8 protein-coding genes are annotated in these 13,539 nt (G+C 38.3%); 6 read left to right on the forward strand and 2 right to left on the reverse strand.

Going from position 1 to position 13,539, the window contains the following annotated elements; all coding sequences use genetic code 11:
- The first annotated feature begins 842 nt into the window (after positions 1-842).
- The 3 genes from LVD51_RS10850 (at position 843) to LVD51_RS10860 (ending at position 4,090) form a co-directional block, all read left to right on the forward strand.
- Positions 843-1,259, forward strand: a complete 417-nt coding sequence (locus LVD51_RS10850; RefSeq protein ID WP_236971262.1) for a thiol-disulfide oxidoreductase DCC family protein — start codon at positions 843-845, stop codon at positions 1,257-1,259.
- A gap of 130 nt (positions 1,260-1,389) precedes the next feature.
- Positions 1,390-2,790, forward strand: coding sequence for an alpha/beta hydrolase family protein (locus LVD51_RS10855; protein ID WP_236971264.1), 1,401 nt, complete (start codon positions 1,390-1,392; stop codon positions 2,788-2,790).
- A gap of 346 nt (positions 2,791-3,136) precedes the next feature.
- Complete coding sequence (locus LVD51_RS10860; protein WP_236971276.1) at positions 3,137-4,090, forward strand: calcium/sodium antiporter; 954 nt, start codon at positions 3,137-3,139, stop codon at positions 4,088-4,090.
- Positions 4,091-4,464: 374 nt separating this feature from the next.
- Here the strand turns inward: LVD51_RS10860 and LVD51_RS10865 are convergent, their stop codons facing one another.
- A complete protein-coding gene (locus LVD51_RS10865; RefSeq protein WP_236971283.1) occupies positions 4,465-5,289 on the reverse strand; it encodes an SDR family oxidoreductase in 825 nt (274 codons plus the stop codon).
- A gap of 491 nt (positions 5,290-5,780) precedes the next feature.
- On the opposite strand from LVD51_RS10865, the gene LVD51_RS10870 reads away from it, so the two are divergent.
- A complete protein-coding gene (locus LVD51_RS10870; protein ID WP_236971285.1) occupies positions 5,781-8,417 on the forward strand; it encodes a beta-N-acetylhexosaminidase family protein in 2,637 nt (878 codons plus the stop codon).
- 48 nt (positions 8,418-8,465) lie between these two features.
- Here the strand turns inward: LVD51_RS10870 and LVD51_RS10875 are convergent, their stop codons facing one another.
- Positions 8,466-10,043 carry an FG-GAP repeat domain-containing protein gene (locus LVD51_RS10875; RefSeq protein ID WP_236971287.1) on the reverse strand — a complete coding sequence of 526 codons (1,578 nt, stop codon included), beginning with the start codon at positions 10,041-10,043 and terminating at the stop codon, positions 8,466-8,468.
- Between the two features lie 274 nt (positions 10,044-10,317).
- Here LVD51_RS10875 and LVD51_RS10880 point away from each other — a divergent pair, with 274 nt between their 5' ends.
- Together LVD51_RS10880 and LVD51_RS10885 are read left to right on the forward strand one after the other, a co-directional pair.
- Complete coding sequence (locus LVD51_RS10880; protein ID WP_236971289.1) at positions 10,318-12,117, forward strand: helix-turn-helix domain-containing protein; 1,800 nt, start codon at positions 10,318-10,320, stop codon at positions 12,115-12,117.
- A gap of 193 nt (positions 12,118-12,310) precedes the next feature.
- Entirely contained in the window at positions 12,311-13,285 is a 975-nt protein-coding gene (locus LVD51_RS10885) for an NAD(P)-dependent alcohol dehydrogenase (protein ID WP_236971291.1), read from the forward strand.
- Positions 13,286-13,539: the final 254 nt, after the last annotated feature.

A 13,539-nucleotide genomic window follows, 5' to 3' on the forward strand; every position in this document is an offset into this window, starting at 1 on the left:
TGTTACAATGAAATTGAATTTACAAAACTCAATTTTAAATTAAAACTTTTACTCTTTCCTACTTATCAAAGAACTTTAATTATCTTTTTTCTTTCACCCTGTTGCAAACACTTTGTTTGTTAAGGGACGGCAAATATACGGCAATATTTCAAACCTCCAAGCACTTTCTCAAAAAAAATTGATAAAATTGATTTTTCAAGGCTTTTTTCGCCGTTTTCATGGTTTTCACCACCCATTTTTAGACAAATAAACCACTTCTTATCTCCACATAGCCATACAACCCAGTATTAAATACCGACCAATATACTACATCCAATCATTACTATGGATGTTGGTTTTTTTTCTGCTCAAGCTCATTTTTTTTTAATTTTTTTTTCATTCTCTAAATATTTCCAACCACAAGCAATACCATATCCGTAAATAATACAATCATCCACCCATTCCATCGATTTTATCTCTGAATCTAAAAACCTTGCTTTTTTATAAAAATTAATGTTTCCATATTTCTAATTAAATATTTTTTGATGAATTCATAGATCTGACCTGCATAAATCTTCCATCCTCTTTGTACAGGAAGTATAATGGAAATTGAATTCTGAAAAATAGAAAATAGTCTATTTATAAGTAATGAGTACTTTATACGAATTACAATTCAGCAGATGAATTGAATTCTTCATTTTTCATCTAGCAAAATGAATACTTTACAGTTCAAAATTATCATCAGCCCTTGTCCTACTCATTAAACTATTGTCATCCCTAAGCATTTTCATTATATTGAAACAATTATAAATGTACTTGGTATAAAACCATTTTACACCTATATCATATCCGTAGGAATAAAAATGAAACATTCAAACTCAAATAGCAATAATCACAGTTACATTATATATGATGGCGCTTGTGGATTTTGTAATCGAGGTATTCTATTTATCGCTCACCACGACGATCACAACAAATATTCCTTTGTTTCCAATCTCTCTGATCTTGGAAAACAATTACTCATCCAGTATAAGATGAATCACCTAGTAGACAAAACCATTGTATTGATCGAAGACCAACCCTATATAAAGAGTACTGCGGTCAAACGAATTATCCGAAACCTACCTCAATATTCATTCTTATATTACTTCCTTCTACTCCTTCCCCGCCCCATTGCAGATTTTGCCTATGACTTAGTGGCAAAATATCGTAAAAAACTCATGCCGAACAACACCTGTCCAGCCCCTAGTCCAGAAATACAGAAAAAATTTATCCTATAATCCCTTTGTTTTCAATCTTAAATTGTCAAAAGATTGATGAATTTCACTTCAAAATCATTAAAAATGATTAACTTAAAGGGAAGGGCAATGTAAATGCCTACATCCATTCATCACCTGTAATCATGGATCTATGAAAGTAATAATGTTTATTGCAATAATGATTTCGACATTTCATCACCTCCATGGTCAAGACATCGCAGGGCAATGGAATGGTTTACTAAAAGTTCAAGGTCTAGAACTCCCCCTCGTATTTCACATTTCTCCAAATGATACGGGATATACGGCCACCATGGATAGCCCAGACCAAGGGGCAATCGGTCTACCGGTCAACAGTACGACATTTGAAAACAATATATTGCAAATTCAACTCAACGCCATAGGCATTCAATATCGAGGTCAATGGCAAGAGAATAATACGTTTTCAGGTGAATTTACTCAAGGGGGAATGACCGTCCCATTAGACCTGAGTCGAGATAAGATAAGCAAGACCAAAGTCAATCGACCACAAGAGCCAATACCTCCCTACCCATATTATACAGAGGAAGTGCGATTCAAAAATAATGAAGCCGATATCGTTTTAGCAGGCACACTATCTCTGCCCGAAAAAAATGGCATCTTCCCAGCCGTAGTCTTAATCAGTGGCTCTGGACCTCAGAATAGAGACGAAGAATTAATGGGCCATAAACCATTCTTGGTGTTGGCCGACGATTTGACCAGAAAAGGCATAGCCGTATTGAGATTTGACGACAGGGGAACCGCCGAATCTACCGGCCAGTTTAATACGGCCACCACAAAAGATTTGGCCACAGATGTAAAAGCCGCAGTTCAGTATCTGTCCACTCGCAGCGAAATCAATGATTATATAGGATTGATTGGACATAGTGAAGGCGGAATCATTGCTCCCATCGTTGCTTCTGACATGGACAACATTGATTTTATAGTACTTTTAGCCGGCACAGGAATTAGAGGAGATCGATTACTATTATTGCAACAAGAACTCATAAACAAAGCCAATGGAATGACAGAAGAAGAATGGCAAGAAATCCAACCCATCAATGCCACTGCTATTGATATGGTACTTAATTCATCTAATCTTGATAGTCTTTCCTCAGCCTTAATGGCTTACTTTGAAGACAGCGTTCAGAAAAAAGAAGGTGGTGATTTACCAGGAGGGATGGGGAATAAGGGGTACTTGGAGGCTCAAGTTCAACAATTATCCACAAAATGGATGCAGTATTTTATTCAATTTGATCCAGCGACCGCCTTGGAAAAAGTAAGGTGTCCAGTTTTAGCACTCATTGGAGAAAAAGACTTACAAGTACCCGCGGAAGTCAATTTAAATGCCATTAAAACCGCATTGAAACAGGGAGGCAATCACAATGTAACCACCATTACTCTGCCCAATCTCAACCATCTCTTCCAAGAATGCAATACCGGTTCTCCCAATGAGTACGCCACAATTGAACAAACTTTTTCTCCGATAGCCCTAGACACTATTAGTCATTGGATCAAAGATCAAATAAACCAATAGCAGAAAGAATTCTATCCATGAGACTGATTATTTGTGAATAGTAGAATATCGGCTCCATTTAGATAGTGCAATTCTATATTCAATAGAATAAAATAGGTTTTTCCAATAAAATTTAACTTTCGGTATTTCGCCAATTGTTATCTTTATATCAAATTTTACGGCATGAAAATATTCACGCTAATCAATGGTGTTTTTTATCCCGTTCGACTTCTGTCAAATCCCCATGGCTTGCTGAAGGGACACTCTGTTTTCAAGATTTATGGTACAATGAGGCCACGAAAATATCATCCACAATTTAACTAACTAGGCTTTGACCAATCATCGGTTTTAATAAAGAATAATTTAAATGATTATATCCCTTTTATTCATTGTTTTTGGCTTTACCATTTTAATTCTGGGAGCCAATAGCTTGGTCGACGGTGCCACGGCACTGGCCCAAAAATATAAAGTTTCCGACCTAGCCATCGGATTGACCATTGTAGCCTTCGGTACATCGGCCCCAGAATTGGTAGTCAATACCATGGCCTCTTATCAAGGTCACGATGACATAGTACTTGGAAACATTATTGGCAGCAACCATTTTAATCTATTTATTATCCTGGGCATTGCTGGACTAATCTATCCCATGACGGTAAAATCATCAACGGTATGGAGAGAAATACCTATTTCCATTATAGCTGCCATCTTCCTGTATCTCTTGGCCAATTTAAATTTCACAAACCACACTCATCATATTGCTCGATTGGAAGGAATGATCTTATTGTCTTGTTTCATTGGATTTATGTATTATGTATTCATTCAAATGAAAACTGATGTTGAAGTGGTGGGAAAACATATTGAGTCCTCAAACATCAAAATTGTTTTGCGAATAATTCTAGGCTTAACCGGTCTAATATTAGGGGGCAAATGGGTAGTCGACCACAGCATTGTCATTGCTACCGAACTGGGCATGAGTGAAAAAATAATTGGCATGACCATTATTGCGGCCGGAACTTCACTACCCGAATTAATCACCTCCATTGTTGCCGCATTAAAGAAAAAGAGTGACATAGCCATTGGAAATGTCATAGGCTCCAATATTTTCAACATATTTCTAATCCTAGGGGTCAGTGCAGTTATCCACCCCATTTCTTACAATCCATTGTTCAATCTGGATATTGTCTTTTTATGTATGGGTAGCTTGTTTTTGTTTATCGCTATGTTTACGGGAAAAAAGAAAAAACTCGATCGCTGGGAGTCCGCAGTATTGATCACGGCATATATAATCTATACCCTCTATATTATTTTTGTGGAAGGGTAAGTGATCCTCAGGAGGAAGTCGACTGTGCTTGCTTGGCTCCGGCGTGGTATTAATAATACTCCATGTTAATCTTTATTGGCATCAATGGATAAAATTTCGATTTATGTAAATTAGATTTAGACGCAAAATTTTGCGTCTCTACCGAGGGGTGACTGCACAAAATTCGACAGCCAAATTCCCCTCTATTGGAGGGGTGTCTGACTTGTCAGACGGGGTGGTTTGATTGTCATGATTTTTTATTTATACCATTCCGGAGCACGGTGGCTCCGGGTGGGCTTGCCAGGATGAAGGAAGACGACCACTGTGTCGTGGGTGGGTGAGCTTGTCAATTAAAAATGTAATTCCTATAAATTCAAAAGGAGATACCCTAATTTCTATAAATTAAATTGTTGTTTTATACCCTGTAAAAAATGAGCATCACTACTTTCCCCCCTTCGAGTCAATAGGATTTCAGCATCCTTGCCCACTCGATATCTCAAACGATTGGAAGTATCTGTAGCCGCTTGATATATGACAGCAGCCACCAATGAAGGTTTGGACAATTTACTAGTATCACCTAGGGTTTCTTCAAATCCCAACAAGGTCTTTCCCACCATTTCTTGATACTCCACCATAGATTCATTATTTTGAAAATCAAAGGATCTCCCGGCAAAATCGGTAGCTACACCACCGGGCTCAATGATGCGTACTTTTACTCCAATGGCCTCCATTTCAAAACTCAGTGATTCTGAAATTCCCTCTACCGCAAATTTACTCCCGTGATATAAACTGCCCAAAGGGAAGGTCATTTTACCCCCAATAGAAGAAATATTGATAATCGTACCTGAATGACGCGCTCTAAAATGAGGTAAGATAGCTCTAGTCACGTCCAAGAGACCTATGACATTGGTGTTAAACTGACGTATAATATTTTCTCTAGGAAAAGATTCCAAGGGTCCATAAGCCCCATATCCCGCATTATTTAGCAAAACATCGATGCCTCCAAACTGCTCCAATCCTCTATGAACAGCCTTGTCGATAGACTGTAAATCCAATACATCCATCTTGACCACCAGAACATTTTCCATTATCGAAAGTTCTTTTTCCTTGTCTGGGCTTCGCATCGTAGCAATCACATTCCACCCCTTGGCTTGAAAGTACTTTGCCGTTTCTTTGCCAATACCACTGCTGGTCCCCGTTATTAGTATTGTCTTATTCATAATGTTCTATTTAATAATTTATCAAAAGAAAATATCGCTCGCATCGACATCTATCATTTATATTTATTTCTATTTGGTCTATGTCATCGAAAACCAACTAGATAAAACTATTTGTAACATAATCACTTTAACAGTGATCATGGTATCTGTCCATCTCCTGTGTGCAGGGCGGCATTTAATCTGTCAAATTTGAGGTTAAAAAATATATAGTACCAAATACATTTGGTAGGACTAGATGGGATGTAGCATTCATATATCGACCATCGGTTTCTACGCCGACAGTATTTGCATTAAGATAATAAAATTTGTTCAATTTATTTATACTATACGACGTCGATATCGTGATTTAATCGAACAATGAGATGAGTAAACGACCTCGTTGAGATCTGACTTATAAAAAAGGACTGATAGTACATGAATAAAATAGAATATACCATATCTCAAGTATTAATGTGAATTAAATTTGCTCCATAATAATCAATACATACAAAATGGAATTTCAATCAATACGGTTATACAGTTTATTTATCACTTTACTGGCACTATCCGGTCTGTCCTTAACAGCCCAAGAGTCCGATTATCAATCCTTTACCAAAATATCAATTATCACCGGATCTTCTGCTAGCGAGGTAGAGCTAAAAGTAAGTCAATTACTCCATGACCGTCTTTCTGAAAACAACCATTTATCAGTGGATATAGTCTCAGAAAAAGATGTAACAGAGCTAGATGCCCAAAGCTTAAACATTGTGTTAGGTCATCATCAAAACCATAGTCTGATGCAAGATATATTTAACCAATATAGAATCCCTACACTTACGGAATTGGCCCCTGGTCCAGAAGGATTTTTATTGAAAACCATAGAACGTGAAGACAGAGCAATCTTATTGGCTGCCGGCATCGATGATAGAGGTTGTCTATATAGCGTAGGTGAGATTTTGCGTCGTGCCATTATCGAAAAAGATCAGGTCTTACTGCCCAACCACATAGACATTCGCACAGCTCCGGCCTTCGAAATTAGAGGGACTCAATTTGGTCAAAGTCGTATAGCCAAACAATTGGGAAAAGTTCGCGAATGGACGACCGCTGAAACTCAGCGTGTCATTTTAGATTACGCTTTGGCGGGAGCCAACATTTTTCCTACCCATTCCAAGGAGGACTACGATTTCATAAAATCATATGGCCTAATGGTGGAAAATAGTTTTGGAGCCAATACTGCTGGTAGTGACATCCCTTTAGAATGGAATGCATCCGAATCCATTGGTCGTAAAGGCTATGTCTGTTTATCCGTGCCAGAAGCGAGAAAATTTATGCTTGAGAAGTGCGAAAACTACTTTAAGTCCAGTCCTTCTTATGACTTAATTAAATTCTATGGCGGTGACGGTGGGGGTTGTGAATGCGATCGATGCAATCCTTATGGACTTACTTTTATAAAATTGGTGGAAGAGATGGCGGCGATTATCCATAAATACCATCCAGAAACTCGAATTTATTTTACCAATCAAAAATTTGACAATGAAGACGATAATGCCATATTCGATTATTTAAATGAAAAACCCAGGCCTTGGCTATGGGCTTGGGGATATGGACCGGGGTCTGATGCCACTACTTGGCAACCCGGCCATAGACAAAGTCATCGAATGGACTTATTTCAATATCCCGGTTTTGGACCTTATGGATTATATCCTCAAGAAATATTACACCAAATTCCCCGGCGACATCAACTCCTGTACTACAATGAAATTACTCATTGGAAATACGCCCAACACGCCTATATTCAAATGTATCCCCGAGCCGATCGCAATGGAGATTTACCTCCACATTGGGGCCATGAAATATACGAGCGACGTCCAGACCAATTCCTGACCATGGTCTACAATCGACTTACATTTTATGCTTGGCCCAAATTCTATCATCGGGTATTCAACGATTTGATGCGATACGGAATAGGTGACATTACCCATTCTAGTGGCCACCACGACCATTTCAATCAATGGATGTGGCAGCGCTTGTTATGGGCTCCTCGTACTTCGGTAGAAGATGTGATTAATGAATATTGCATTACTTGGTTTGGAAGAGAAGCTGCGCCGCTTATGGCCGAAGCCCTATTGTTGTTAGAGTCCAATATGGAGGAGCAACCGGGTACTCCCCTCGATCAAAAGGTGGATATTGAAAGGTATTATAATCTGGTTAAGCAAGCTGGTCAGAAAATGTCACCTCACCAAATGTCCAATAATTGGCTTTGGCGCATGTATATGCAAAAGGGGGCATTGGACCGCTATATCCAACTCGATGTAGATCAGCAGAAAAAATATGAAAAATCCATTATTTCAAAAGCAGCAAATATCCTTTCAATTCCTAAAAAATCGGATATAGAATCCATAATTGATTCATGGAAAATTCCTGTTGAATCGACCGAAATGCAGTCTTTGAAAGCTGAAGCCAAAGAATTGGGCAATGAAAGTAATGAGCTATTTGGTCAGAGAATTGCTGGTATCTACAATTTGAAACACGACTACATAGGACTGGGTTGGCTCTATAGACAACTTCAACGCAGTGCGAACAGCGATACCGAAACGGCCAAAGAACTTCTTCGACAGATCGTCCATTATGAAGATCCCGGGCAAGGAGGCTATTACGACAACCTCGGTACGGCCAATATTGCTCCCAATGTAGTCCATGGATATCCATACGATCACGGACAGCCCTATGTTTCCGAAATGTTGTCAGAAAGCAATCGGCCCAGCCAGAGATCCATGCATTTTACCCAAGACGAGGATGAAGGTGTTACCTTATTGTACAAAGATCTAGATCCCAATGCCGAATACCGCATACGTTTTACTTTAGTTCGTCCTTGGTACCAAGAAAGATATGCCGATCGGATGAATCAAAAATCAGAAACAATATGGGCAGACGACCAAGTCTTGGCCAAAGACTTAGAATTGCCATTGCAAATGAGTGATTTCTATAGTTTCGATATCCCACCGTCATTGACCAATGATGGGGAACTTCGCATAATGTTTCAACGGGCAGATGATGTTGCTCGAGGTGACCGAGTAGAAATAGAGCAATGGCGAAATTCCGGTGGTTGGGGCACCATGGTGTCTGAAATTTGGCTGAGTAAAAAGTAGAAATTTCACCCCCAGTTGTTGAATAAAGCTCAGTGCTTAGGACTACATCTATGGCTTTGTGGTATTCTCTAATACCACAACAGCTGGTCCATTGCGCATCCACTTTTGGCCCAATCCCGTAGTATCTCCCATAGCTTGAAAAAATACAAATGAGCCCAATGCCAAATCGATATCGCCATCTCCATCAATGTCTCCGGCATCCATAACCATCCATCGACCATCGGTCGATTGGGGAAAAGTATAAGAATCGAAATCCATTTGACCTTGATTTTCTAAATAAACAAAGCTCTGGTGAGCCTGGGATACATAATCTGGAAAAAACGAAATCGCTGCGATATCCATATCTCCATCTTCATCGTAGTCTCTTGCCATGGCTTTGTAAGCGCCATTTAATGGATAAAAGTATCCTTGTACAAAATTAAAATCTCCGGTATTTAAAAAAATATAAACACCATGATAGGGTTTTAAAATAGGCGTTTTATCCGCATTATCACCACAGACGTAAAGGATATCATCGAGACCATCACCATTAAAATCCTCCATTTCTATATATTGAGATCCATTTAAGGGAGAAAAACGCATCAGCGGTTTTGCGGTAAATTTACTGTCGCCCATATTTTTGTAATAGACAATAGATTCATCACCTTGGGCCATCAGTGCCACAACATCGAGTAATCCATCTCCATCCACATCTTTGACAACGGTTGAAATGGCTCCAGCGATAGGAGACAATATATGGGTTTGGTAGGAATCGCCCCCTTTGTTTTCATAATAGGCCAATCGACCTATATTATTGCCATATTCACAAGCAAGCACATCTTCGAGACCATCGTTATTGAGATCGCAGTATACTATATCTACGGGCCGATGAAGATCTGGGATCATGATTCGGGTACCATTATAGACTTCTCCTCCTGACTGCTTAAATACTTTTTGAATATCTCCGTCTGGGGCATCATGAGGAAATACACTTTTCCCTATTGTAGTAATATATAAGGTATCCGACTGATTGCGAAAATCGATAGGAGTAGTTTTAAACTTCAAGTTATTCGTCAATTCTAAGTCGGAATTCAAGATATTTAAATTACTAAATTGCGGACGACCTTCACTATAGACCAATGACTGTTGATGAGGCAATATTTTGACCATGGTCGTCAATGCTGGAGGTTGAATTTGTTTTGGAACCTTGTATCTAAATAGTGATAGATTGGTATTTAATACATCATTGACTTTTGGAGGCATTATGGTGTCTGGCGCATTGCTTACATAAAAATCAATAATTTTTTCCCAATCAGCCCGGGAAAGTACAGGTTGCTCAGGATAAATATTGGCTTGACGGACCATATCTCCTCCCAGGCCTTTATCGAATAAACTATCGGGTTGGTGCTCCCCCTTGTATATACCTAATCTAAAAGCCATGGCTGGGAGAACGTCCTTTTCCCAACTCGACTTGGGCAACATGCCAGGATCAACATATTGATGACATTTACCACAGTGAATGGTCGCCAATTCCGAGCCCAACAAATCGGAGACTGGGAGTGATGCCGATTTGTCTACGTCTTGGGGAGCTGTCGAATGACAAGCATAGAGCAAGATCCAGAAAAACAGAAAAGAAGTATACTTCATATAGTGATTCAATAAAACCCAAAATTAATAATCTAAAGTAGAGAAATATATTTAATTCTTAAATGAACATCATCTCCAAAACTATGATTGAACCACAAGGTTTCGACTGTATCCCAGTAAAAAACTCCTTTATTCTCTCAATAAAGATATTGGAAAAAAGGAGAGCTCACTTGCCCTTTTATACCACTAGATTGTTCTCTACTGTAAAAGTTAAGCTTTCCACTCAAAAGTACTTATCTTTAAGCTATCAAATGATATAGAATTAGAGCAAATCATGCAGGCCAATCCCACTCTTGAACAAAATACTATCGCTGTTTTGCCATTTGTAAATATGAGTGCAAGTGAAGAAAACGAATATTTTAGTGATGGAATAACCGAAGAAATCATCAATGCATTGGCCAAACTCAAAGACTTAAAGGTCACTTCTAGGACTTCTGCTTTTTACTTTAAGGGCAAAAACATTCCCATTTCACAGATTGGGAATCAATTAAATGTCTTTTATATTCTAGAAGGAAGTATAAGGCGGTCTGGTAATATGATACGGATTACTGCTCAATTGATTGAAGCCAAAGAAGATTATCATTTCTGGTCAGAAACTTGGGATCGCGAATGGGAAAACATTTTTGACATTCAAGATGAAATCAGCCTCAATATCGCCGATAAGTTACGTGAACAATTGGGTCATTTTGAGATTCAGGATCATTTAGTTTCTACTCAAACAAAAAACCTTGATGCATACGACTTGTCTTTGAAAGGAAGATACTATTTTAATAAATGGAATCCCACAGACGCTTCAAAAGCCATCGATTTGTACACAAAAGCATTGGCCTTGGATGAACAGCACACCGAATCTATGATAGGATTGGCGGACTGCTATAGTTTTATGGCTATTGCAGGATTCAGCCCTCTAAAAGCAACTTGGGCAAAGGCCATTGACCTCATCCATCATGCTGCTCAACTCAACGACAAAATTCCTGGTGTTCACTATCAATTAGCTCATTTGTATTTTTTCACTCAATGCAACTTTGGTAAATCCTTATTTTCCTTAAATCAGGCTTTAGAGTTGAATCCCAATTATGTAGAAGCTCATCAATTCATGTCATTTTTTTACTTAATATCTGGCAATCATTCTGCATCTTTAAACCACCTAAAAATAGCACTGACTTTAAATCCCTTATCACAAGAGACCCTATTTTTCATGGCTTATCATCACTACATGTTGGAGGACTATGAAAAATCAATTGAAATTCTCGACCGTTGTATTCAAGAAAACCCCATCAATTTACCGGCTCATATGATTAAATGGCAATGCTTAATCGCACAGGGGCGATGTGGAGAGGTATTGACTAAAATCGATGCCTATGACAAAAATCTAATTGTCGAAGGCGACGTATTGGGATTAAAAGGACTGGCCAACGCTATCGACAACAACCTAGCAGAAACCAAAACCTTTATCGATCAACTCATAGAATATTCAGAGAAAGAAGATGGTTATCGAGCCAGTTCTTATCTGGTAATGATTTATGCCAATATCGGCGAGGCAGACCAAGCATTTCATTGGCTAGACATTAGTATAAATAATCAATACAGTTTAATATTATTTCATTTTTCAGATCCTCTACTCCGACCATTAAGGAATGATATTCGTTACAAGGATTATCACAAAAAGCTCTACACTACTTCATCATTTAAAAGAAAAAAAGCAGAAAAAAAACCCATTGTATCGAAGTCATTATTGGCCAGCTATAGCAAAAAACTCTTAACTCATATGACTGCCAATAAACCCTATCTAGATCCAGGATTATCATTGCGAAGTTTGGCCCAACAAATCAATATCCATCCCAACCAATTATCTTATTTATTGAATGAGTCTATGGAGAAAAATTTTAATGAATTCGTCAATCAATACCGCCTACAAGCTTTTAAAGCAGCGGCTTTAGATCCACAAAATCAACATCTCAATTTAATGGCCTTAGCCTATGACAGTGGATTCAATTCAAAAACCGTATTCAACACTTATTTCAAACGTCACACTGGTATGACTCCAAAGCAGTACATCCAACAGATGTCATAGTGGTCAGTGCCTTAATGGACCAATAATCATCTTAGAACATTTAATGAAAAAGTACGGATTTATAATTTAGAACTTCTTCTTAAAATACAGAACACCATCAGGAAGGGAATCCTCTAGATTTGTAACTACAAATTCGAACAAGGGAAATACAAAGCATTATTTCTTAATTATTCAATCATTAAATTTCTATAAAATGAAAGCGATAACTTATCATCGATACGGCGGACCTGAAGTCATGAATGTGGAAGAAATAGCTACTCCAAAACCAAAGGAGAACGAGGTTTTAATCAAGATCAAAGCAGCATCTCTCACCAGGGCCGACACCTTAATGCGAATGGGCAGTCCCAAATTCGGAAGACTAATGCTAGGACTTTTCAAACCCAAGACATCCATCACCGGTACAGGCTATGCAGGGGAAGTTGTTGCCATAGGTGAGCAAGTTAGCCGATTTAAGATAGGCGACCGTGTTTTTGGAGAAACCGTATTTGGCAGGGGTAGTCACGCAGAGTACACCACCGTATCTGAAAACAGTCTGATATCAACCATTTTGCCGGGATTGTCGTATGATGAAATGGCTGTAATCTGTGATGGTCCATTGACATCGATTAATTTCTTAAAGAATTGCGGCAACATTCATGCTGGGCAAAAGATATTGATCAATGCGGGTTCAGGCAGTTTGGGTTCAGCCGCTATCCAATTGGCCAAGGCATATGGAGCCATTGTCACTGCCGTGTGTAGTACTCAAAACACATCGTTGGTTCGTTCATTGGGGGCAGACTATGTCATTGATTACAAAAAACAGGATTTAACAAAATTAGATCAAACCTACGATGTTATTTACGATACCATAGGTATTTTGAAATTTTCTAACATCAAAAAAAATCTAACCTCCCATGGCATCTACATGTCTCCCGTTTTAAATGGAAAAATTCTGTGGCAGATGATGACGACATCCATTTTTGGAAGAAAAAAAGTGAAATTTTCAGCGACCGGTATGTTGAAAACCAAGGAATTACGAGTATTGCTCGATGAATTAAAGCAACATTTAAGTAATGGACAATTAAAGATTGTTTTAGATCGCAGTTACAAACTCGAAGAAATCATTGAAGCGCATCGCTATATTGACAGTGGGCGCAAGCGAGGTAATGTAACACTACAATTGGTTTAGTTATGATTAATAATAATATTCTTTCATCGTTAGATATGGTTTTAATATTTCGACATATTGAGTGGTTCTCCTATCTTGATTTCATATTTCATCCTTTTTTATAAATGGAAGTTGTGTTGAGTGAAATCGTATAAAGTAAATCATCTTATCTTTTTCAACTATACATCCTAGATTAGGACTTATCCATGAAATAGAACGGTCGGATTTTTACACCCATAGTCCACAATATTGTCACATAGTCAATGGGCATGATA

Origin of the sequence: Membranihabitans marinus (genome assembly GCF_021729155.1) — a bacterium.
Taxonomy (GTDB): domain Bacteria; phylum Bacteroidota; class Bacteroidia; order Chitinophagales; family Saprospiraceae; genus Membranihabitans; species Membranihabitans marinus.